This is a genomic window from Psychrobacter sp. KH172YL61 (assembly GCF_007182895.1).
Taxonomy (GTDB): Bacteria; Pseudomonadota; Gammaproteobacteria; order Pseudomonadales; family Moraxellaceae; genus Psychrobacter; species Psychrobacter pacificensis.
The window spans coordinates 996,354-1,020,038 of sequence record NZ_AP019516.1; the positions used below are offsets into that span (position 1 = coordinate 996,354).

Sequence of the window (23,685 nt, forward strand, 5' to 3'; positions counted from 1 at the left end):
ATTTAATATGTGTCATTGACAGGAATTTGTCCTATGGTAATTAAGCTAGGATACGCCAAATGACCACCACAATAGCTAACAAATAAAAGAAAGGTGCAAACCAGCCTACTTGAGTCGCAATGCCAATATTGATTCCGAATCCTGCCAATGCCAACCAGTCGCGGCGACGGTCGTTGAGCATATCGGCGCGTATTTGTTGTATTTCACGCAGTTGGCTGTCTTGCCGTGAGCCTTGTGAGGCAAGGCTTTGTAGCCCTTGATCCAGTAGCTTTGGAATGTCGGTGGTAGACAAGAGTAGCTCAGGTAACTGTTGGCGCAACTGTTGTAAGTTACGCATCGGGTCTAACTGCTCTTTAATCCAGCTACTCAAGATTGGTTTGGCAAGTGACCAGATATCAAGATCAGGATAGAGGTCACGACCGAGCCCTTCTACATGTACCAAGGTTTTGAGTAATAGCATCAGCTGCGGCGGGATACTCATATGATGGCGACGAGCAATGTCTAAAATCTGCATCAGCACACCAGCAAAATCGATATCGTTGATTGATTTTTTGTAGCATGGGGCCTACGGTACGCTTCATATCACGCATCAGCGCATGTTTATCAGCATTTGGTGGTATCCAACCTGCACGGCTAACGATGTCGACGACCGCGGTAAAGTTGTTATTCATGACTGCAAGTAACATACGTGCCACGATAAGCTGATCATCTTTTGACAGGGTACCCATGATGGCACAATCAAGCCCGATATAGCGTGGCTGATGACCCAAATCAACCGCTGCCATATCTGCATGTAATGTTTTGACAGGTGGCGTCTCAACAAACACATTGCCCGGATGCATATCAGCATGAAAAAGTTATCCCGAAAGACTTGGGTGAAAAATATCGTCAAGCCTTTCTCTGCAAGCGCGGCACGGTCATAACCCAACTGATCAAACACCTCAACTTGTGAGATGGGAACGCCTTGGATACGCTCCATGACCATCACGTTTTTGGCAGCATCATATACTTCAGGCACATACATCAATGCTGAACCCAAGAAGTTATTGCGCATCTGGGTAGTGTTGTCCGCCTCAAGGGTCAAATCCAGCTCATTGAGCATTACTTGTCGATAGTCTTCAACAATATCGATGATATGAACAGCACGCGCCGCTTCGATACGCGCCGATGCCCAACTTGCCAGTTCTCGCAATAATTCAAAATCAGAGACAATCACCGTGCGAATATCAGGACGCACGACTTTAACCACCACTTCACGCCCATCATGCAGAGCTGCAGTATGGACTTGGGCGATAGAGGCTGCCGCTAGTGGTTTAATATCAAATCGTGCAAACAATGTATCGATGGACTGACCGAGGCCATGTTTTGGATGCTCAATTTGAGCGACAGCAATATCAGCGTCGAAAGGTTTAACTTTATCCTGTAGCTGTACTAACTGAGCGATAATCTCAGGCGGTACCAAGTCGCGACGCGTTGAGAGTAATTGACCCAATTTGAGAAACAGTGTACCCATCTCTTCAAGCGCGTACTTGATTCCATTTGGCTGATGCTTTTTTACCCCATGCTGCTGGATGCGTACGAATTAAGCGTGCTAAAGGTTGCAGTTGCGGCGCTTCTTCGACAGATAAATGGGTATCAAGGCGATAAGTTGCGGCGATACGCCAAAGCTCTAGTAGACGGGCGCGGTGAGATAATAGCATGGGATTGGGTACTCTGGACAAAAACGAAAATAGGGTAGGCGCTATGCGTCATTATAGACAATGCTATCAGTAATAGCGTGTGCTCATCATTGATAAGACAAGCTACTAATAAAACAAACTACTGGTGAAACGAGTTATTGTGGGAAAGTGCTTGCTCTGCTTTGATAGCCGCAAGTTTGGCCTCTTCACGTTCGACATCAGCACGCAACTTTAGAATCTGCTGTTTGAGATCGTTGACTTCAGCGACCTCAATAGGGTCAGGCGCGCTATTGCCTGCCACATCATTAGCCCAATCGCTGACATCATCAAATGCACGTTTGGCACTATGACGCCAGCTACCTTTAAGCTGAGAGATAAGAAGATGTAATTGACTGGCCATTGGTTTGCCGATTAATGGCTCAAGCTGCCCAACCAAATCAGGATCGAAGCCAGCCACCAGCTGTTTGAGCTGCATCAGTATTTTGTAATCGCCCGCGATTGGTAAGTTACCCTCCGCGCCGCGCATCAGATTGAGTAGCTGCGCTGGATTATCGACTGTAATGGTACAGTCCGGACGGCTATGACCAAAACGGGCGCGCTCCATACTGGCTTTTTGGCGCTCATTCATCTGACCACTTGGCTCAAAGACACTGTCTGTCGTGACTGGCTCAAAACGCAACCGTTCATGAGTGAACAACACGTCCAAATGAATGTCAGGCATACCCATGTTGAGACGCAGTACTTTACCAGCAAGCGGCGCTAACCCTGCCTTGGTAATCTCGTCACTCGCAATAGCAATGTTAATCAGCTTTTCGGCACCAGCCAATAGTAAGACAGTCAGCATAAGGCTCTCGCATCATTAAGTGAGCGCCTTTGAGTCAGCGCGTAGTATGTTTGGTTTAATATAGTATTGCTAATCGTACTTTACGCTTTAAAGCCACGATGTACAGCGACAATGCCAGCAGTCAAGTTATGATAATCACAGTTCTCAAATCCTGCTTGTTGCATCATCTGTTTGAGCGTCTGCTGATCAGGATGCATGCGAATCGACTCTGCCAAGTATTGATAGCTTTCAGAATCATTAGCAATCAGCTTGCCCATCATTGGCAGCGCTGTGAATGAATACAAGTCATATGCTTTAGATAATGGCTCAAACACGGGCTTTGAGAATTCTAAAATCAATAAGCGACCACCCGGCTTTAGGACACGGTACATCGCACGCAGCGCTGCATCTTTGTCGGTGACATTACGTAAACCAAAGCTGATGGTGACCAAATCAAAGCTGTTGTCATCAAATGGTGCCAACGTCTCAGCGTTCGCCAATATAAAATCAACGTTATTGCAGCCAGCATTGATTAAGCGCTCGCGGCCCACTTCTAGCATGGCAGCATTGATATCAGATAATACAACATGGCCATTTCTACCGACTTCACGGCTGAATACTTTGGCTAAGTCGCCTGTACCGCCCGCGATATCGAGTACATGCTGACCGGCACGAACCCCTGATAGGCTAATGGCGTAGCGCTTCCATAGACGATGAATACCAAATGACATGAAATCATTCATGATGTCGTATTTTTGGCGACAGAGGTGAATACATCAGCCACACGTGCTTGTTTTTCGGCTTTGTTGACCGTCTTATAGCCAAAGTGAGTTTGCTCATTGCCATCAGTTTCAGGCGTATGTGGGTTATTGATATCATCACGCTGATTGAAAAGCGCTTGCCTTTCTGTGCGTACTGAAGTATCCGTGCTGGTTGGTTTTTCGGTATTTGGCATAGTCGTTTGTTGGCCTTGTGGCGTTCCAGTTGGTAGGTCTTGGACTTTAGTAAAGTCATTATTGCTGTTATCTTTATTAGATGCAGCTGTCTGCGCGCGTAATATTTGCGCGCTGATATCTTGGTTGTGATCGATACTGTCTTTTACCAATTTGTTCTGCAAATGAGCGTTGTTATTACTTGATGTGTCGGTCATCACATTATCCTAAGATTTGTTTTTATTAGGCTATGTACAGCCTGAGATATGCCAAGAATTAATTGGCTATTTAGCGTATTGATTCTATGATACACCAAACCCTACTGGCTTACCGCCATTATGTACTTCATCAACAATTAGCAGTTCACGTTCACAAAACGGTTCAATAAAACTGCTTACACTACTTAAAGGTTTCATAGCTTTGAAGCCTGCGTCGATGAAATCATAAAGTGGCTGGTAATTGCTGCGATAAGCAGCACTTTTGCCAATGCAAAGGCCTTTTTGAGCATAAAGGTATTTAAGTGTTTGTCAGTGCGGTAACAAACGTCTTTTAGGTTGGCAATCTGTACTCGGCGTTCAGCTTCCTCATCAACCGCACGGTAGGCAGCTAGCATATTGTCTGCGTTCACTGGTAAGTTTTGATCGAGTAGCCACTCAGCCAAATGTAGATCCAGCTCAATGGCCAAAATTGCTGCTTGAATACCCATGCTGCCAGCCTCTAATGCAGACTCTTTGGCAAGACGTTCTAGTTTTTTGGCTTTTGGCAGGATACGGGCCAGTTGTTTTGCTAGTATCTCGAACTCATCACCACCATATAGCTTCGTTAAAAAATAATCTGCCATTAGCTGGTTTTTGGGTTGTTCAAACAGAGCACGATGGGTGTGACGGATACGTACTTGTTGCCATGTTTGTACTTCGTTGAGCTTGGCTCTCAATACGTCATTTTCATGGTGAGGCAGAGCCCAAAAACGTGTCAAATGCTGTTGCAAGTCGGCTAGAGCGGTCATGGCAGTAAATCCTATAATAAAAATAGATAATATTGAAAATTTGAGGCAGCGTTATTGTGGTTGTTTAACCGCATAGGCTTTTGAATAGCTATTTTAGCAAGTATTAAAAATTGTGTTCACCATAAAAGAAAATAAATGAGAATACAAATGCCAAACTGTTACATAGCAATATTATTTACTCGATTGGCGCAATGCTATGATGAAATAGCTTTATGAAATTACTCTAGCATAAAACGCAGTGTCAAAAGAGTCTGCCGAGCGAGAGTATCTAATATTGTTCAATGGCAAAGCAGTGTAATAACAATATCATTCAATAACAATAACAGTGAGTCCAATCATGTCCCAAAAAAATGATACTACTGAACCAGAGGCACCACAAGCGGTCAGTTCGCAGTTTAGTGAGCAAGTCGTCGAGGAGCGCCTAACGCCCAATCCTTTGAGTCAGTTTTCTATGGACAAGGATGCCCTTAGGCTCGCCTTGGTTACGGCGCAGTATGCGCTAAGAGCCACCGGCAACAGACACCGCCAACGCTCAATAAACCAACGGGGCTGCTGGTACTCGTTAATGGGATGGAGCAGGCAGGCAAGGGTACCGCTGTTAAGCAATTGAGGCAATGGGTCGATCCAAGATTGCTTAAAGTTGAGGCAACCGTCGGCCATGCGCCGCTAAGCTATCAGCCTATTTGGCAAGTTCATACCGGCGCGATGCCGCGCCATGGCGATGTGATGGTTTATTTTGGTAATTGGTATGCTGACTTGTTATACAACGTCATGCGCATAGCAACATCAAATAATGAAGATAAAGAAGATAAAAAGAAGCAGTCAAAAAATCAAAAACATATCGATAAAAATGCGCTTCCTATTGCGAAATGGCAAGCCTATTTACAGCAGCAGTTAGCTGAGCTCAAAGCATTTGAGCAGGATCTTATAGCCAATCACACTCGGCTACTGAAATGCTGGTTCCATGTGGATATGGAAACACTGCATAGCCGTCTACAAGATAGTAAGGCTGATCCGCAGTTTTTGTATCAAATTGACTGGAACAGCAAAACAGTGATCGAAAAATTTAATGAGGTTGCAGCCACTCTCTTACGGCAACAAGATGACTGGATCATCATTGATGGTGATGATAAATCGGCAGCGGCTGATGATTTTTGTCATGAAGTCTTACATGCGATGCAAATGGCGCTCGTTAGTAGTCGTACCAGTACAACTGAATCTGCAGAAAAAAACCACCGTCCAAGACAAAAAAATCCAAACCAAAAGTTGAACAGGCGCCGTTTGAACCGGTAAAGATACCGAAAAGCTTGACCAATATTGATGATTCAAAGATCAGTAAGTCTGAATATAATGATGCTTTGGCAAAGAAGCAAACACGTCTCGCTGAATTACTACGGGCGCGTCAAGGTCGTCATGTTGTCTTTGCCTTTGAGGGCATGGATGCGGCTGGGAAAGGAGGCGCAATCAAAAGGCTAGTTGCCGCACTCGATCCACGTGAATATCAAATTTACAATATTGGCGCACCAATGTTATACGAGACTCAGCACCCTTATTTATGGCGCTTTTGGACCAAACTGCCCAATGAACAAACCAACCGTGTTAGCCGTATCGCTATCTTCGATCGCACTTGGTATGGCAGAGTATTGGTTGAGCGTGTTGAGGGGTTTGCCACCGATGAGGAGTGGCAACGCGCGTATGATGAAATCAACCGTTTTGAATCCGACTTAACAACAGCTGGAACGTTGGTCATTAAATACTGGTTGGCGATTGATAAAAAAGAGCAACTCAAGCGTTTTGAAGCTCGTAAAGACACACCGCACAAGCAATTCAAACTCACTGATGATGATTGGCGCAATCGTGATAAATGGTCAGATTACGTGCAATCTGCAGCAGATATGCTGGCACGCACCGATACAAAAACAGCGCCATGGTGTATTATCGCGACCAATGAAAAGCGACAAGCGCGTTTAGACGTCTTAGATCATGCGATACAGCAGTTATCGGAAGCATCTGATGGCAAATAGCTATCACAAAATAACTAAGATTTACAGGTTATTTATACTTTTAAAAAACCATTTTTTCCCAATTTTGCTTAGGGAAACATACGAAATTTAATCTGTCATTGATAAGGGATGAGTTCTGTGGACACGCTCACAGTTACAAATCTTGCAATATCATTATGCATTATGTGATTATATTTAATATAATAGGGCCGCAATTGTCTTTACCCTGTCATAAAATGTGCTGACAGATGCATATTTTATGATGGGTACAGATATTTAAAAGACATTATCGCCGTATCTAAGTATTGATAAACACTTTATTGATAAAAAATGTACTGATAAAGACCGTAACATCACCAGAAAGATAAGCCGCAAGATGCTGTAATCAAATGATTGGGCAATATACTTTGCGGCTTTTTGATATGTGATGTGTTTTTACAGAGAAGCCTATCAACGCCCTGAATCAAGCATAGATGAATGATTCTAAGGTACGGCAGCAAAATCCGCTAAACATTATCGTTTAGCATTCATTGTTTAAAAAGCACGTTGCGCATTTATCATCATGCTACTTTAGTGTGTGGTTTTAAAACTCACATGTATGGCTGCGCAATGTTACTAATCGCATATAATTTCAATCAGCTTACGCAGGACGTATTAACGTATGGGTATTAGCAACAGTTCTACAGGGCCAACCCAATCAGTCGGCTCTACGAAAGTAAATCTATTTTTGCCATTTTATTGATTGCGATGACCATCTACTTTTTTGTGGTGGGGTTTAGATTACACCATGCGTCAGCAAACGACGCTGTTTATTATAGCGACCGCGTTTGGTGTCTTTATGGCATTCAATATCGGTGGTAACGATGTCGCCAACTCCTTTGGTACTTCAGTGGGTGCAGGAACGCTGACTATCCCGCAAGCATTGGGTATCGCAGCGATATTTGAGGTGTCGGGCGCCGTACTGGCAGGTGGTGAAGTAACCGATACCATCCGAAGCGGTATTGTCGATTTAGACGGCCTCTCAGTCGAGCCCAACCAGTTTATTTATGTCATGCTCTCAGCGTTGTTTGCTGCTGCGTTTTGGTTGTTATTTGCTACCAAAAAGGTCTGCCAGTGTCGACCACCCATGCGATTATTGGCGGCGTGGTGGGTAGCTCCATCGTGTTGGGTATCACGTTAGGTGGTACTGAAATGGCGTTATCAACGGTAAGTTGGAGCAAGATTGGCACTATCGCTATCTCTTGGGTTCTATCACCGTTACTAGGCGGCGTTTTGTCTTATCTACTATATGGCCAAATCAATAAAAATATCATTGAATATAATGATAGAACAGAAGCGCATATTGCTGAGCTAAAAGCCAATAAAAAAGTATTAAAGCAAAACCATAAAGAGTTTTTGGATGGTCTAACCGAGTCAGAGCAGTTGGCTTATACGTCAGCGATGCTACGAGATCAAGAAATCTATAAAGATGATGATTGCTTGGTTGAAGATTTAGAGACGGATTATTACAAAGAACTTTATAAGCTTGAAAACGAGCGCAGCAACCTCGATACCTTAAAAGCATTGAAGCAATGGGTGCCTATTATTGCGGCTGCGGGCGGTGCAGTGATGGCCTCCTTGGTTATCTTTAAAGGTTTGAAAAACGTCAATAACGGTATGACGACGCTGCAAGGCTTTTTAATCATGGGGATGATAGCAGCGTTAGTATGGCTTGCGACTTATATTTATACTAAGAGTATCCGCGGCAAGCACAAAGAGGATCTGACCAAAGCCACCTTTATTATGTTTAGCTGGATGCAGGTCTTTACCGCGTCAGCATTTGCTTTTAGTCACGGCTCAAACGATATTGCCAACGCGGTTGGTCCTTTGCTGCGATTATGGATGTCATTCGTACCAATAGCATCTCGACCGAAGCGGCTGTACCACCTGCTGTTATGCTGACTTTTGGTGTGGCACTGATTGTTGGTCTTTGGTTTATCGGTAAAGAAGTCATTCAAACTGTCGGTACCAATCTAGCGAAGATGCATCCAGCTTCTGGATTCTCAGCTGAGCTGGCCGCTGCTGCTGTCGTTATGGGCGCATCAACGATGGGTCTTCCTGTATCAAGCACGCATACCTTGGTTGGGGCTGTATTGGGTATTGGTATGGTCAATAAAGATACCAATTGGGCGCTCATGAAACCAATCGGTTTGGCATGGGTCATCACCTTGCCAGTTGCTGCTGGTCTATCAGCAATCAGCTATATTGTATTGAGCAATATTTTTTTAATCTTAAGGCGCTAGAGCTCTGCACTAAAGCTTATTCTAGAGCCATAAAAACGCTTATCAGCATGATGCCGATAAGCGTTTTTAATGTCATATGAATATTTACTCAGTGCCAAACTGCTGGCGTTTTTTTGCAAAAAATCGGTCCAATCTATCCATCGCATTTTCTAAATCAAGCAAGTTAGGCAAAAGACCAAACGAAAATGATCGGGTTTGTCCCAGTTGAAGCCTGTGCCTTGCACCATCAACACGTTTTCTTCGACGAGTAAGTCCATCATAAAGTCCATATCATCCGTGATAGGGTAAACCTCTGGATCCATTTTTGGAAAACAGTAAAACGCACCTTGCGGCATGGTACAAGAAATGCCTTTAATCGCATTGAGACGTGAAACCGCCATTTCGCGCTGTTTATATAGGCGACCTGTTTCGGAGGTCAAGTCTTGCATACTCTGATGACCGCCCATCGCTGTTTGGATGGCATACTGTCCTTGAACATTCGAGCAAAGGCGCATGGATGCCAGCATATCCAAGCCTTCAATAAAGTCAGTCGCGTGTTGCTTGCGTCCAGACACCATCATCCAGCCTGAGCGAAATCCGGCAATACGGTGTGATTTTGACAAGCCATTGTATGAGAGTACCAGTACTTCATCGGTCAAGGTGCTCATCGGTGTATGTACATTATCATCATAGAGAATACGATCGTAAATCTCGTCCGCCATGATGATTAAGTTGTGCTCTTTAGCAACTTCGATAATTTGTTTTAATAACTCATCGCTATAAAGGGAGCCTGTCGGGTTATTGGGGTTGATAACCACGATGCCCTTTGTTTTGCTAGTGATTTTAGATTTAATATCCTCAACATCAGGATGCCAGTTGTCCGCTTCATTACAGCGATAATGCACAGCGGTGCCGCCAGCGAGGTTAGCCGCTGCTGTCCAAAGTGGGTAATCTGGCATCGGAATCAGCACTTCATCGCCATCGTTCATTAATGCTTGCATGGTCATCACAATCAACTCAGAGACACCATTACCCAGATAGACGTCACGCACATCAACTGCTGATAAGAGGCCTTTAGACTGGTAATATTGCAAAATGGCTTTGCGCGCCGAAAAAATCCCTTGTGAGTCCGAATAACCCGTTGCCTCAGATAAATTCATTGCCACGTCACGCAAGATTTCATGAGGCGCTTCTAAACCAAACGGCGCTGGATTGCCTACATTTAGCTTCAGTATGCGCTTACCCTCTGCTTCCATTCTATTGGCAGTTTGGAGTAGGGGGCCGCGAATGTCGTAGCAGACGTTTTGTAATTTATCGGATTTTTTTATGGTGTTCATAGCGTGACCCTTTGTCGGGTAGGTTTGTGAATGTTTATCGGTGTCGGGAAAAGTCTCAAGCTGAGTCTTAGCTGCCCCATTGTCTGATGAGCTAGCTGAAGCGGGAGCTGTCTCTAAATCCATACTTTGAGATAAATAGTTGTCTTCGGATAAAAACATATTAGTATCTTCACTTTGAAGATCACCGCGCAAGAGATAGCCTTCGCTACAACCTAAAATACGAGCCAGTGTCGGTAGCTTGGATGAGACAATACCATTAGTGCCGCGCTCCCAGTTGGAGATAGCGCCGCGACTGACCTTTGCACCAGCGGCTGTCATTGCCTGTGCTAGCTGCTCTGCGGTAAATCCTTTGTCTCGGCGTAGCTGTACTAGCCGCTCTGCTTGCGTGCTTTTACTATTGCTATCGGACATTGTTATTTGAGCCTTTATCAATCAGTGAACGTGTATAGATGATACAAAATTGAATATTGTTTTCATAACTTACCAATGCAAGATATTATTGCATTGCAAAACATATTGCAAGAGATAGAAACGCTTTTTATAAAATGCAAGAATAACTTGCAATATTGTGTCTTTTCCCCCTTTCCTGGATGCTCATATCTTGCTCACATCTATAGATAAGCGAATATTATTGACTGTATTTTATTCAAAGGGTGCTGCCCAAAGCACTGTAAATCACATAGCGTTGGCAGTACTCTTTTTAAATATGCCTTGAATAGTGAGTTGTGAACCTTCACATATAACTCATCGTTTTTATAATAATATGGCGATAAAATAGTTATCAATAATAAATAATCGAATAAGGGTACATTATGCAAGACAATCAATTGAGTAAAGAAGAAATCAGCCAATTGACCGAAGCTGACTGGAAAGAGCGTTTGAGCGCTGACGAGTATCATGTGATGCGTGAAAAGGGCACAGAGCGTCCATTTACAGGCGTTTATAACGATGCAACTGATGATGGTGTTTATCGCTGCAAAGGCTGCGGTGCCAGTTTGTTTGATTCAAGCAACAAGTTTGATGCGGGTTGTGGTTGGCCAAGTTTCGATCAAGGGATTGATAACAGCGCGATAGACGAGCATGTTGACAACTCATTGGGTATGATTCGTACCGAAGTCACCTGTAGCAACTGCGGTGCACATTTAGGGCACGTGTTCCCTGATGGTCCACGTGAGACGACAGGTATGCGCTATTGTATCAACTCAGTATCTATTGATTTGGATAAATCTGAGAAGTAAGTCCTTTATCTGATTTTAGAAGTGTGAGGGGAAGTACAGAGTGCTTCCTTTTCAAGGGTTTCTAATATTCATGTGATAAAGAAAACGGCGTTATTGAAACAAATAATAAAATTCTCAATTTAAGGATAGATGATGAGTACTATTTATGACTTCACCGCTGAGCGTATGGACGGCAGCTCGCAAGCGTTTTCTGAGTATAAAGATAAAGTATTGCTAATCGTTAATACGGCAAGCAAATGTGGATTCACTCCGCAGTTCGAAGGGTTAGAATCGTTATATCAACAATACAAAGATCAAGGGCTAGTCGTTATCGGCTTTCCTTGTAATCAATTTGGCAGCCAAGATCCCGGTAGCAATGACGAGATCGGCGCGTTTTGTCAAAAAAACTATGGTGTCAGCTTTCCTATGATGGCGAAAATTGATGTCAATGGTGCAGACGCTCATCCCTATCTATGACTGGCTTAAAGACCAAAAGGTGGCCTACTGACAGATGGCATCAAATGGAATTTCACCAAGTTTTTAATCGATAGCAAAGGGCAGGTCATCGATCGTTATGCGCCAACGACCAAGCCAGATGCCATCAAAAAAGACATTGAGCAAGCATTAACCAATAAGTAAGTATCGAGTCTAAAAAAAATGATTTTTTATGAAAATATAAAATCAATAAAAACATATGCTTGCTAAAAATTTCGATATAAAATTGAAAAATATTTAAAAAATTGAAAAATAGCGTTTGACAGCCAAGTGTAAATCTATATAATACACACCCACAGCAAGAGGGACTTACTTAGATAAGCCCAGCTGATTAAGTTAACATTGAGTGTGACAGCTGATGATAGCTTTAGAAGTTGAAAAGCTTGATTGCTTTAAAGCTTCAGAAAATTCCCTTTAAGGAATTTTTCTCTTGCGAACCTAAAATTGCAGTGCAATTTTTAACGGTTCTCAGGGTGATTAGCTCAGTTGGTAGAGCGTCTGCCTTACACGCAGAATGTCGGCGGTTCGAATCCGTCATCACCCACCACTTTTTAGCAAGTGGGCTCTTTAAATAAGAGCAAGAAGCTAAGACGACCTAAGCAGCGGTAGTTCAGTTGGTTAGAATACCGGCCTGTCACGCCGGGGGTCGCGGGTTCGAGTCCCGTCCGCTGCGCCATATTTAAAACGAATTTAGACTGTAAAGTTTAAGCAAGTTTCGCCTCAAGTATTAGTTTACTTGGGGTTTTTTTGTGTTTAGGTGTTTTTGCTTAATGTCATCATATTTTGGTATATTGCAGATGAGCCACCCACGATAGCACGATCATCAATCGAAAATCCTTTTGCCACTATTTTCAGTAATATGTAATATAAGTAAAAATTAGTCTTAAAATTATTGGATAAATAAGCCATAGCAGGTATTAATCTCTTTATTTTCGTACGCCTTACAGCGCCTTCTGTTGACAGCGGCATTTGCAGCCTGATATATCTGTTTGCCTAATAAATATAGATATATAAGGGATGCATTTTGAGTGATAGTAAAAAGCTAGATTTAGGGGTTGGACAAGATCATATTGTGATACAGCGACGTTACGATGCGTTGGGCGCAGTCAATGATTTACTTATCGCTATTTAGTTTTTGATTGGTAGGTCTTTCTTTTTAAAAGAGTCGCTCACCACAGATGGGACGTGGCTGTTTATTCTTGGTAGTGCACAGCTACTTATAAAGCCACTGATCAAGCTGATCAGCTTGATTCATGTCGGTCGAGTATACAACCTATCAAATCAGCGGTAAGTTATAGCGTTAGGTAATACCGCGCTTGTTATAACCCATAAGCTGTAACTATAAATACAAATACAATCAATTTATCCAGTATTACTCCTAAGGATAATAGCTATTAGTGCTAGAAGTAGTTTGGTTCATTGAACGATGGTGAGTGTTCTTTGATACTTCCAAAAGAAAAAATTTCATCCAAAATCATTGAATTATTTCCATATGTCTATATAATTGGACATATGGAAATAACTACTACTGCAAGCTTTGCAGCACTTTCTCAAGACACTCGTCTAAAGGCTTTTAGGTTGTTGGTCAGCCACGAGCCTGAAGGACTCCCTGCGGGTGAAATAGCCCGTCAGCTCTCTGTGCCGCACAATACCATGTCGGCGCATCTAGCAGTGCTGGCACGAGCAGGGTGGGTGGTCTCACAGCGACAGAGTCGGCAAATTATCTATCGGGCGTCGCTCTCACATATGGATAGCGTCATTCAGTTTTTACTACAAGACTGCTGTGCAGGCCATCCAGAATTGTGTGCCTCACTCATCGACAGTTTAAGTGGCTGCAGGGTAAGTGAATCTGCTGAGCAAGATAATCATTAAACCAATAATCGATTCAATAAACATACTGATAAAATAGGTAAGATGACGATGAAACCTTTAATTTTTCATAACCCTAATTGTGGAACCTCTCGCAACACACTTGCCATTATGAAAGCATCAGGAGAGACGCCAGAAGTGGTGGAATATCTAAAAAACCCACCAACACGAGCACGCTTAGTTGAGTTATTAGCCCAAATGCAAATCTCTCCAAGAGAGTTGCTAAGAAGCAAAGAGGCGATTAATGATGAGCTTGGCCTAGACAATCCTGAGCTCTCTGATGATCACATCATCGATGCCATGATCGCGCATCCTATTTTGATCAATCGTCCGATCGTGGTGACTGATAAAGGTGCGGCCTTATGTCGTCCTTCAGAGCGCGTGTTTGAACTGCTAGCAAACCCTGTCAGTAGCTTCACAAAAGAAGATGGAGAGGTCATTTATCATGGCAAACACTAAGGCCGAACCAGCATCAATAACGGAGTCTACTGCTTCAGCAAATTCTAGCTTTGACGATTTACCCAATATCGATGTCGACAATATTCAACCAATCGACATTGAGTCGTTGATCGCGCCTAATGACCCACGTCATGCGCCCAAAATATTGGTGTTGTACGGCTCTGTCCGCGCGCGCTCATTCTCTAGATTGGCCGCGGAAGAGTCGAGCCGACTGTTACGCTGGTATGGTTGTGAGGTGCGGATGTTTGACCCATCAGGCTTGCCACTGCCTGACGATGTAGATTCAGATCATCCCAAAGTGCAAGAATTGCGCGAGTTGGCGCAGTGGTCAGAAGGGATGCTTTGGGTGAGTCCAGAGCGTCATGGCAGTATCACCAGTATCATGAAAGCGCAAATCGATTGGATTCCGCTGTCTTTGGGTGGCGTGCGTCCAACACAGGGTAAAACCTTAGCACTAATGCAAGTCAGTGGCGGCAGTCAAAGCTTTAATACGGTCAATCAGATGCGTATTCTTGGACGTTGGATGCGGATGATCACTATCCCTAATCAGTCCCTCTATACCCAAAGCCTTTTTAGAATTTAACGATAACAATCGCATGGATATGTCGCCGTTATATCTGCGTCTTGTCGATGTCTGCGAAGAGTTGGTGAAATTTACTTGGCTTACCCGCGGACGCTCAGCGTATCTTACCGATCGCTATTCAGAACGCGTCGAGAGCGCTGAAGAAGTATCGAACCGCGTCAATCAAAAGTCGCTTTGATACGGATACGCTAAGACTGTTACCCCAATACAATCACATTAACATTATTATTTAAGTAAGGCTGTGCCATGCTTGCGTTCGCTATTTTTGTTGTCACTCTGGTGCTGGTAATATGGCAACCGAAAGGGGTTGGGTATCGGTTGAGTGCGATGGGCGGCGCCTTGGTCGCGTTAGCGCTTGGCGTCGTGCAGCTATCAGATGTCGGTATCGTGTGGGATATTGTTTGGGATGCGACCTTTACTTTTGTGGCGCTGATCATCATCTCGCTTATCTTGGATAGAGCAGGATTTTTTGGTTGGGCAGCGCTGCATGTGGCACGCCTTGGCAATGGGCAAGGGCGACTGCTGTTTCCGATGATTGTTATATTGGGTGCGTTTATTTCTGCGTTTTTTGCCAATGATGGGGCGGCGCTATTACTGACGCCCATTGTGATTGCGATCTTGCTGCGCCTAAATTTTGCACCACCTTCCGCTTTAGCTTTTATCATCGCGACGGGTTTTATCGCTGATACAGCAAGTCTGCCCTTGGTCACCTCAAATTTAGTTAATATCGTTAGCGCCAATTATTTTGATATTGGTTTTGGGCGTTATGCGGCAGTTATGGTGCCCGTGAATATTGTGTCCGTATTGGCGACGCTACTGGTATTGTGGATGGTCTATGCCCGTCATATTCCTAAGCACTATCCAGTCGATAATCTAAGTGCCCCTGCATCCGCTATTACCGATCCATTGGTCTTTCGCGCCGCTTTTCCATTGTTGGGTTTGCTACTGGTTGCTTATTTTGCGACCGAGCCGCTAGGGTTACCTATTTCACTTGTCACTGGCGCTATCGCATTGTTGCTAATGGCCATCGCTGGTCGTTTGTGGCAAGGCGGACGCGGCGCGGTGATTTCTGTCAGTGATGTCGTACGCAAAGCTCCTTGGCAAATCGTCCTGTTTTCGATTGGTATGTATTTGGTGGTGTATGGCTTGGGCAATGCAGGTCTTACCGCCTATGGCGCGCGCGTGCTTAACTGGCTAGGAGGGCAGGGCGCAGTCATTGCCACAGTAGGGACTGGGTTTTTATCTGCCATTGTCGCGTCTATCATGAATAATATGCCAGCGACTTTGGTCGGTGCGCTCGCGATTGATCAGGCGCAAGTGCCCGCTGCGACGCGAGAACTGATGATTTATGCCAATGTAATCGGCAACGATTTGGGCCCTAAGTTTACACCGATTGGCAGTCTTGCGACGTTATTATGGTTGCATGTATTGGCAGAAAAAAACTACAAAATTAGCTGGGGACAATATATAAAAATAGGCCTGCTGATTACGCCTCCTGTGTTACTAGTGACGCTTTTGGCCTTGGTTGTTTGGCTGCCTATGCTGCCAAGCTAATTAAGACAGTAGAGTCAGTGCAGAGTTGCTTTCAAATACAAGCCATAAAAAACCCCCATCAAACTGATGGGGGTTTTGGCAAATGCCATAATTGAATCTATAGTGACTCAAAAGGTTTACTACTAAAATGTGGCTCTCCAACCTGGGCTCGAACCAGGGACACACGGATTAACAGTCCGTTGCTCTACCAACTGAGCTATTGGAGAATAGGTTGTAAGTAACTAATCGCTTACAACGAGCCTTAGAAGTCTCTAACGAGTTCTTGCTAAGTGGGGCGTATTCTAGCAAAGATAAAAAATACGTCAAGCGTTTTTTTCATAACTCGTAAAAAATATCACTTTAATGATGAGGGAGAGGGCTTTTACGGATAAATAGCAAAATAACCATAAAAAAGACGCCGCATAGAAACGACGCGGCGTCTTTTTTGTTAAAGCACTTGTAAGGCTAACGATGCTTTGTGACTTATTCGGCAACGTCCAAGTCAGCAATGGCTTTTTCGATACGTGACAAGGCATCTTGCAATGTGGCTTCATCAGTCGCGTAAGAGATACGCATATAGCCACCAAGACCGAAAGCATCACCAGGTACGACCGCGACACCGACTTTTTCTAGTAACCATGCTGAAAACTCAGTACATGATGATAGGCCAGCGGCTTTGATGAGTGGCTTGATTTCAGGATACACGTAGAACGCACCGTCAGGGCGCAAGCAAGTGATCCCTTTGATGGCGTTTAGACCATTAACGACTAGGTCGCAGCGCTTCTCAAATGCCGCTACCATTGGCTCAAGTACGCTCTGATCGCCACTGATGGCTGCTTCTGCAGCCACTTGGCTGATGGAGGTTGGGCATGAAGTAGACTGTGACTGTACTTTTTTCATCGCGCCGATGAGTTTGGCAGGGCCACCAGCATAGCCAATACGCCAGCCTGTCATCGCATAGGCTTTAGACACACCGTTTAGGATAATGGCACGGTCTTTTAGCTCAGGCGCGGCATTGAGGATATTGTAGAACTTATCACCCGTCCAGCGGATGTGCTCGTACATGTCGTCTGATGCCACATACACGTGTGGATGCTTTTTCAATACTTCAGCGATGGCTTTTAGCTCATCCAAGGTATAAATCATACCAGTCGGGTTAGAAGGGCTGTTCAATACCAACAGTTTGGTTTTTTCAGTGATGGCGTCTTCTAGCTGCTCAGCGGTGATTTTGAAATCTTGCTCAGCGGGGCATTTTACGATGACTGGTACGCCTTCTGCGATGATAACCATATCAGGATAGCTCACCCAGTATGGTGCTGGGATGATGACTTCGTCGCCAGGATTGATAAACGCTTGGGCAAGGTTAAAGAATGACTGCTTACCACCGACCGATACTAGGATTTCGTTTGGCTCATAGCTGATGTCATTGTCGCGCTTGAATTTCTCTATGATGGCTTTTTTGAGTTCTGGCGTACCATCAACAGCGGTGTATTTGGTGAAGCCATTATTGATGGCATCGATTGCTGCTTTTTTGATGTGGTCAGGGGTATCAAAATCAGGCTCGCCTGCACCCAAACCGATAATGTCTTTGCCAGCTGCTTTTAGTTCTTTTGCTTTATTAGTAATCGCTAGCGTAGGAGAGGGTTTGATGCTATTGACGCGGTCAGACAGTTGCAACTCGCTCATGAGAGATCCTTTTTATATGGGGAGTGGGATTGGTAAAAATCGATATTAATTATATAACGCTTTTATCACTATCAGGACAAGATATCGGGCAGTTTAGACAATCACCTCATCTTGTCGTGAAGATAGCCACAATTCGATCATAAATGAGACGCTCATCCATGTCTGCGCGGCTATTTTAATATTGTAGCATGCTGATATAGCGCTGTCTTATTACCCCGATAACAAAACATTGCGGACTGTCTTTTAGCATGACTCACTGTATAAATATGAAGACCACAGCAAAGATAAGATGGTTTCGTTGTGGCAATTGCGAAGACACAACAATAAACCTATAGCCGACTACTATAACTATTTAGGTTTGTTAAATAAGATGGCGTATAGGTTAATAAAAACAAGCCATATAACAGAGCACAAATACGCTCAGATGAAAGCTTGCATCCGAATTTAAAAACAGCTCTATTCAGCTCTTTGTTGAGCGATACGCTTTTCATATTATAAGAACATTTAAAAGGATATTCACGATGACAGATTCTGCTGAAAAACAACACATTCTTATTACTGGTGCGACCTCTGGTATTGGCAATCAATTGACCAAGGATTATCTGCTAGAGGGCCATACCGTGTATGCTGTCGGCCGTGATGACGAGGCGCTGGCTGAGCTAAAATCGCTCGGCGCAGAGACGATTGATTTGGACCTGATGGATCGTGAAAAGTCATTGCAGCGTTTGAAAAAGTCGACACCATTGATTTGGCGATTTGCGGTGCTGGCATGTGTGAGTATTTAGATATGCCAAACTTTGATAGCGAAGTATTTATGAAAGTGATGTCAGTCAATATGGGTACGTTGTCTCATGCCATCGAAGGCGTATTGCCAAAGCTCATTGCGTCTAAAGGTCGCCTAGTCGGTATCGGTTCAGCGTCTGCTTACGTGCCGTTTGCCCGTGCTGAAGCTTATGGTAGCTCAAAAGCTGCTATCCATTATCTGATGAAAACATTACAGATTAGCCTCGCACCACACGATGTGTCGGTGAGCTTGGTCGTACCGGGTTTTGTTGAAACGCCAATGACTGAGCAAAATGATTTTCCTATGCCGTTTATCCAGACGCCAAAGCAGGCCAGTCAAGCCATCCGTGATGGCATAGAAAGCGGGCACGAGGTTATTGAGTTCCCCAAAAAATTAACGATGCCACTAAAAGCATTGGGCACATTGCCTGATTTGGTCTGGCAGCAAGTGAGTGAGAAACTCAATAAGAAATAACTTACTGATAAGCAGATCATCCACGATAACAACCGCAAAAATATAACAGGGAATGCTTTTATGCCGTTTATTCGTTTCAAGCGTGCAAATAACCAAAAAACTACGGACAGCAATGATGCCAAAAATGCTGACCATCAGGCAGCGCAAAAACGTATCGCCATTATTGGCTCGGGTGTGTCAGGACTGACCTGTGCGCATTATTTAGGCGCGCAACATGAGGTGACCGTTTTTGAGGCCAATGATTATATCGGCGGGCATGTAAATACCATTGATGTGGCACTACAGGACGGCAAAAAGCAAAGACTAGTAACGTAGAGAGTAGCGCCATAGATACCGGTTTTATTGTTTTTAATGAGCGTACTTATCCCAATTTCTTCCGTTTGCTCCACGATCTGCAAGTGCCATTTCAGGCGACGGATATGAGCTTTTCGGTCAAAAATACCGCACGTCGTTTTGAATACAATGGGCATACGCTCAACACCTTATTATCGCAGCGCAAAAACGTACTCAATCCAAAGTTCTGGCAGTTTATCAAAGATATCTTGCAGTTTAATAAACACATTAAGCAGCTCCGTCAAGAGTATGATAGTGCGCGTGCTGCGGGGCAAGACATTAGCGGATTTACTGAGCAGACGCTAGGTAATTACTTGGCTCAACAAAACTATGGTCAGCTGTTTACTGATAACTATCTGCTGCCCATGGTATCTGCCATTTGGTCAACCAGTCTGGATGAGGTGCAAGATTTCCCACTGGTGTTTTTTTGCGCAATTTTTTGACAATCATGGCTTGCTCGATGTGGTCAATCGTCCGCAGTGGTTCACGATTAAAGGCGGCTCAAAACAATACGTTAATAAACTGATTCCACGCTTTATCAAAGCGGGTGGCAAAGTGCGAGTCAATAGTCCAGTACAGTCTGTGACACGTGATGGTGAGAAAGTGCTGTTGACGGTTCAGAACAAAGGTAATGCTAACAACATCGAGAACCTTGTATTTGACGAGGTTGTTTTTGCCTGTCATGCAGACACCGCACTGAAGATTCTAACAGATGCCAGTACCACTGAAACTGAGGTGCTGAGTCACTTCCGCTTCACCGAAAACACGGCGATATTGCATACCGATACGAGCGTCTTACCCAAGAAGCCACTGGCATGGGCAAGCTGGAACTACCTTATTGATAGAAAGACTTCAGACAATGTGACAGACAAGAATCAAGCTAGCGTAAATACACAAGCACCTGCAAAACCCGTGCTAACGTATCATATGAATATCTTGCAGCGTCTGACCAAGAAGCATAATTATTTGGTTACGCTTAACCATGAAGTCGATGATCAGCAAATCGTCAAAAGCATTGATTATAGCCATCCAGTGTTCGATCTAAAGATGATTGAGGCGCAAACCAAATGGTCAAGTATCTCTGGCACAGGGTTGCATACGCATTTTGCGGAGCATATTGGTTTAATGGCTTTCATGAAGATGGCGTACGCAGCGGTCTACGTGTGTGTCAGGCGCTCGGTCATGATATGGATATAAAAGACGAGGTTGATCCAGCGTATTTGCCTAATGCGGATAGCGCACATACGCCGTTTCGTTATAAAGACTTGCCAGTAAAAGCTGACACAAAAGCACGCACCCTTGATAAGAGTCAGATTAACACTGCGACCACCAACCAGGAGCTGGTTGATTATGCTGAGCGCTTACAGAGTGAGGATCATGATAGTTCCCAAAATAAAAAACGTGGTTTATTTGCTCGCCGTAAAGCCAAATAGCCTTGCGAGCAATATTGCAAATTTTTCTATCATCATGTGCCTTTACCGAAGAGAGTGTCTATGACCGTGTCCACCAAACCTACTAATGATATGTTACGTCATGAGCTAGCTTGTGATACTACTGCATTAGCGCATCAATTGCTTGAGGGCACGACATGGCATAGTCGGTTGCTACCTAATGTGAATAATTTTGTTTATCCGTATCGCTATTGGGGCATCAATATCAGTGCATTGGCGGCAGGACAGGATCTTCCAGAAATAGACACGGCAGCTTTTGGTGAGCATAAGGTTTTAGGCGTATCACACCTGAGCAAGATATTACCAAAGAAGTTATTGGCAAAGGGATTGCCTTTATTTTCAGCTAAGACAAAAGCGCTGCAACAATTTTGCCCTAATGATTATCTAGAGGGTTTCAATAGCCTAAGTAGTAATGAGAGCCTAAATGACAATGAGAGCCTAAATGACAATGAGAACATAAGTGACAATAAAGATATTGATATCAACTTACCATCTAATCAAGCGCTAGAGCAGCGTCTGAGCCAAGCATTTATCAAACATGCAGGTAGCAGTCCTACAGGAGATATGGTGGGATTACTCGTATGCCGTAATGCGGGTATGTATTTTAGCCCAGTCAATTTTTACTTAGGGTTTAATGAGCAGCAGACGCCGACGCACTTATTGGCTGAAGTATCCAATACACCTTGGGACAAGCGTCATTACTATGGGTTTTTGTTAGAAGGAGAAGAGACTGAGTTTTGTCATGACAAGGACTTTCATGTGTCACCTTTTAATCCTATCGATCAGCTATACCGCTGGCAGGTGACGGTAAAACGTACACAACAACATACGGTAGATAAGCAGCCAAGCACAGGCTTGCAAGTTCGTATCGCTATTGATATCAGTGATAAGCGCGGTGAGGTCCTAAAAACGGGTATAAAGATATCAGGGGTGCCGCTGACAGAAACCACCGTTCGCAATAGCTTGCGAAAAAACCCACTGATGAACATGACCTCGTTAGCACGTATTTATGGGCAAGCCTTTAAACTCTATGCGATCAAAAAGGTGCCTTATATCAATTATGATGAAAAGCTAGCCGACAGTAATCAGAAAACATCTGCCTCTTTAAAAAGCGAAACTTTAAACGATTGATAATCTAGAAATCCAAAAATCAGCAACACATTTTATATAGTCAATTTCAAAACAAAAGAACCTAGACAAGGACAACCATACGATGTCAGTACGACCGACCGACCGAGCACCAGTGACAAAATTAGAGAAATTAACCGCTCGCATGAGTAAAGTGGTTAACGAAAGTGCCGTACTACAACCCGTCAGCGATGGGATGAATCATTTAGCTAGAAAGCTTATATTTCGCGCATTACAGCATATCCAGTTTGGCAGTCTTACTTTGATTGAGACCTTTGGTGAGCAAACAGCAAAGACAACTAGCTTTGGCAAAGTCACTCCTCAGGTAGCAAGTAGTTCAGCAGTAGGTCGACATTCTCTAAACGTCACGTTAGAGATTCATGATAGTGCGGTTTATCGTCAACTGCTGCTTGGTGGCTCTATCGCTTTGGCAGACAGGTATATCGATGGCGAATGGGACACGGATGATTTGACGGGCCTGATCCGTTTGGCGGCGCGTAATTTGGAAGTGCTTAATAAATTAGAAAATCGTTTTGCGGGCGTTAGTAAAGCATTTGAGAAAGCAAAGCATCAGCTACGTAGTAATGACAAATCTGGTTCTAAATCCAATATCCTAGCGCATTATGACTTGGGCAATGATATGTATCAGCGTTTTTTGGATGATACGATGATGTACTCATCGGCAGTCTATCCTACGCCTGACGTGACGCTTAGCGATGCTCAGCAGCACAAACTGTCGCTCATATGCCAACGTTTACAGCTGAGTGCTGATGATAGTGTCATTGAGATTGGTACAGGCTGGGGTGGTTTTGCGATTTATGCAGCTACTCATTATGGCTGCCATGTGACCACCACGACTATCTCTGATGCTCAGTATGATGAAGCGAAGCGACGAGTCGAAGCGGCAGGATTGTCTGATAAGATCACGCTACTCAAACAAGATTACCGCGAGTTGACAGGTCAATATGACAAGCTAGTCAGTATCGAGATGATTGAGGCGGTGGGACATGAGTACTTACCGACGTTCTTTGCTAAATGTAATAGCTTGCTCAAACCGACAGGTCTTATGGTATTGCAGGCCATCACTTTTAATGATCAGAATTATCAAGACTATATCGATTCGGTCGATTTTATCCAAACGCATATTTTTCCAGGGGGCTGTCTGCTATCCAATCAAGAGCTGACGACACAGTTTACTGAGCAGACGGACATGGTCATCAAGCAACTACATGATTATGGCTTTGATTATGCATACACGCTGCGTGATTGGCGTGCTGCATTTATGGCACAGCGTGCAGAGATTCAGGCGCTTGGCTATGACGATGCCTTTATCCGCCTATGGGCGTTTTATTTCTGTTACTGCGAAGGGGGGATTCTTGGAGCGTACCATCGGTGTGGTTCAAGTCACTGCGGTGAAGCCTAACAATATTGACACGCTGCATTTTTCCGATTTACCAAGTGCGGTCTTAAAAAACGAAACGGTTTCGAACGATGAGACGGCCTTTAATGACGCAGATATGGCAAACACAGCGACAGTATAAGTTAAGTGATATAGATACGGCTTTTCATAACACTTATATGGTCTCATACTGTATAGACAGTTTGAGACCCTTATGTTGAGAGGTTGTATAT

At 44.0% G+C, this 23,685-nt stretch carries 18 protein-coding genes, 3 tRNA genes and 6 pseudogenes; 20 read left to right on the plus strand and 7 right to left on the minus strand.

The genetic code is table 11. The features are described 5' to 3' along the window. Window positions 1-40: 40 nt before the first annotated feature. The 4 genes and pseudogenes from PKHYL_RS05250 to PKHYL_RS05265 form a co-directional block, all read right to left on the minus strand. Window positions 41-1,700 (minus strand): annotated as a pseudogene (locus tag PKHYL_RS05250) (ABC1 kinase family protein). Window positions 1,701-1,818: 118 nt separating this feature from the next. Continuing rightward, window positions 1,819-2,523 carry a ubiquinone biosynthesis accessory factor UbiJ gene (locus tag PKHYL_RS05255; protein WP_240366159.1) on the minus strand — a complete coding sequence of 235 codons (705 nt, stop codon included), beginning with the start codon at window positions 2,521-2,523 and terminating at the stop codon, window positions 1,819-1,821. Between the two features lie 80 nt (window positions 2,524-2,603). Further along, window positions 2,604-3,652: pseudogene (gene ubiE / locus PKHYL_RS05260) on the minus strand (bifunctional demethylmenaquinone methyltransferase/2-methoxy-6-polyprenyl-1,4-benzoquinol methylase UbiE). Window positions 3,653-3,846: 194 nt separating this feature from the next. Next, a complete protein-coding gene (locus PKHYL_RS05265) occupies window positions 3,847-4,440 on the minus strand; it encodes an FFLEELY motif protein (RefSeq protein WP_332835930.1) in 594 nt (197 codons plus the stop codon). Between the two features lie 337 nt (window positions 4,441-4,777). On the opposite strand from PKHYL_RS05265, the pseudogene PKHYL_RS18000 reads away from it, so the two are divergent. Then, window positions 4,778-6,464 (plus strand): annotated as a pseudogene (locus PKHYL_RS18000) (ATPase). Between the two features lie 817 nt (window positions 6,465-7,281). Next, window positions 7,282-8,725, plus strand: a pseudogene (locus PKHYL_RS05285) (inorganic phosphate transporter). Window positions 8,726-8,874: 149 nt separating this feature from the next. Here the strand turns inward: PKHYL_RS05285 and PKHYL_RS05290 are convergent. After that, a complete protein-coding gene (locus tag PKHYL_RS05290) occupies window positions 8,875-10,452 on the minus strand; it encodes an aminotransferase class I/II-fold pyridoxal phosphate-dependent enzyme (protein WP_442966119.1) in 1,578 nt (525 codons plus the stop codon). Between the two features lie 401 nt (window positions 10,453-10,853). On the opposite strand from PKHYL_RS05290, the gene msrB reads away from it, so the two are divergent. From msrB to PKHYL_RS05335, 9 genes and pseudogenes are all read left to right on the plus strand, one after another. Next, on the plus strand, window positions 10,854-11,279 hold the full coding sequence (gene msrB / locus PKHYL_RS05300; protein ID WP_058025889.1) for a peptide-methionine (R)-S-oxide reductase MsrB: 426 nt from the start codon (window positions 10,854-10,856) through the stop codon (window positions 11,277-11,279). Between the two features lie 132 nt (window positions 11,280-11,411). Beyond that, window positions 11,412-11,897, plus strand: a pseudogene (locus tag PKHYL_RS05305) (glutathione peroxidase). Window positions 11,898-12,224: 327 nt separating this feature from the next. Continuing rightward, window positions 12,225-12,300: transfer RNA gene (locus PKHYL_RS05310), tRNA-Val, on the plus strand. A 52-nt stretch (window positions 12,301-12,352) separates the two neighbouring features. Continuing rightward, a tRNA-Asp gene (locus PKHYL_RS05315) sits at window positions 12,353-12,429 on the plus strand. A gap of 459 nt (window positions 12,430-12,888) precedes the next feature. Beyond that, window positions 12,889-13,044 (plus strand): YrhK family protein, encoded by a 156-nt coding sequence (locus PKHYL_RS18580; protein ID WP_197496725.1) that lies wholly within the window; start codon window positions 12,889-12,891, stop codon window positions 13,042-13,044. 221 nt (window positions 13,045-13,265) lie between these two features. Further along, on the plus strand, window positions 13,266-13,625 hold the full coding sequence (locus tag PKHYL_RS05320; protein ID WP_240366163.1) for an ArsR/SmtB family transcription factor: 360 nt from the start codon (window positions 13,266-13,268) through the stop codon (window positions 13,623-13,625). 48 nt (window positions 13,626-13,673) lie between these two features. Then, the gene (gene arsC / locus PKHYL_RS05325) at window positions 13,674-14,081 is read left to right on the plus strand and encodes an arsenate reductase (glutaredoxin) (RefSeq protein WP_071001948.1); all 408 of its coding nucleotides are present in this window, start codon (window positions 13,674-13,676) and stop codon (window positions 14,079-14,081) included. Beyond that, a pseudogene (gene arsH / locus PKHYL_RS05330) lies at window positions 14,068-14,842 on the plus strand (arsenical resistance protein ArsH). The gene arsC and the pseudogene arsH overlap by 14 nt, the downstream one beginning before the upstream one ends. Before the next feature lie 68 nt (window positions 14,843-14,910). Further along, entirely contained in the window at window positions 14,911-16,218 is a 1,308-nt protein-coding gene (locus PKHYL_RS05335; RefSeq protein WP_240366164.1) for an arsenic transporter, read from the plus strand. A 130-nt stretch (window positions 16,219-16,348) separates the two neighbouring features. Here PKHYL_RS05335 and PKHYL_RS05340 read toward each other — a convergent pair. Further along, window positions 16,349-16,424: transfer RNA gene (locus PKHYL_RS05340), tRNA-Asn, on the minus strand. Window positions 16,425-16,680: 256 nt separating this feature from the next. Next, the gene (locus PKHYL_RS05345; protein ID WP_240366165.1) at window positions 16,681-17,883 is read right to left on the minus strand and encodes a pyridoxal phosphate-dependent aminotransferase; all 1,203 of its coding nucleotides are present in this window, start codon (window positions 17,881-17,883) and stop codon (window positions 16,681-16,683) included. Between the two features lie 521 nt (window positions 17,884-18,404). Here PKHYL_RS05345 and PKHYL_RS17245 point away from each other — a divergent pair. The 9 genes from PKHYL_RS17245 to PKHYL_RS05385 all read left to right on the plus strand — a co-directional run bounded on the left by PKHYL_RS17245 (window position 18,405) and on the right by PKHYL_RS05385 (window position 23,594). Further along, complete coding sequence (locus PKHYL_RS17245; protein WP_269778263.1) at window positions 18,405-18,668, plus strand: SDR family NAD(P)-dependent oxidoreductase; 264 nt, start codon at window positions 18,405-18,407, stop codon at window positions 18,666-18,668. Next, window positions 18,653-19,141, plus strand: coding sequence for an SDR family NAD(P)-dependent oxidoreductase (locus PKHYL_RS05350; protein ID WP_269778264.1), 489 nt, complete (start codon window positions 18,653-18,655; stop codon window positions 19,139-19,141). Before PKHYL_RS17245 ends, PKHYL_RS05350 begins: the two co-directional genes overlap by 16 nt. Window positions 19,142-19,201: 60 nt before the next feature. Next, window positions 19,202-19,456 (plus strand): FAD-dependent oxidoreductase, encoded by a 255-nt coding sequence (locus tag PKHYL_RS05355; protein ID WP_240366166.1) that lies wholly within the window; start codon window positions 19,202-19,204, stop codon window positions 19,454-19,456. Window positions 19,457-19,560: 104 nt separating this feature from the next. Then, the gene (locus PKHYL_RS05360; protein ID WP_240366167.1) at window positions 19,561-19,917 is read left to right on the plus strand and encodes a hypothetical protein; all 357 of its coding nucleotides are present in this window, start codon (window positions 19,561-19,563) and stop codon (window positions 19,915-19,917) included. Next, on the plus strand, window positions 19,871-20,671 hold the full coding sequence (locus tag PKHYL_RS05365) for an FAD-dependent oxidoreductase (protein WP_240366168.1): 801 nt from the start codon (window positions 19,871-19,873) through the stop codon (window positions 20,669-20,671). The genes PKHYL_RS05360 and PKHYL_RS05365 overlap by 47 nt, the downstream gene beginning before the upstream one ends. Continuing rightward, a complete protein-coding gene (locus tag PKHYL_RS05370; protein WP_240366169.1) occupies window positions 20,662-20,907 on the plus strand; it encodes a hypothetical protein in 246 nt (81 codons plus the stop codon). The genes PKHYL_RS05365 and PKHYL_RS05370 overlap by 10 nt, the downstream gene beginning before the upstream one ends. 60 nt (window positions 20,908-20,967) lie before the next feature. Then, window positions 20,968-22,056 (plus strand): DUF1365 domain-containing protein, encoded by a 1,089-nt coding sequence (locus PKHYL_RS05375; protein ID WP_212564348.1) that lies wholly within the window; start codon window positions 20,968-20,970, stop codon window positions 22,054-22,056. Window positions 22,057-22,138: 82 nt separating this feature from the next. Continuing rightward, window positions 22,139-23,476: an SAM-dependent methyltransferase gene (locus tag PKHYL_RS05380; RefSeq protein ID WP_240366170.1), complete on the plus strand. Its 1,338-nt coding sequence runs from the start codon at window positions 22,139-22,141 to the stop codon at window positions 23,474-23,476. Then, on the plus strand, window positions 23,430-23,594 hold the full coding sequence (locus tag PKHYL_RS05385) for a hypothetical protein (protein ID WP_240366171.1): 165 nt from the start codon (window positions 23,430-23,432) through the stop codon (window positions 23,592-23,594). Before PKHYL_RS05380 ends, PKHYL_RS05385 begins: the two co-directional genes overlap by 47 nt. Window positions 23,595-23,685 lie beyond the last annotated feature (91 nt).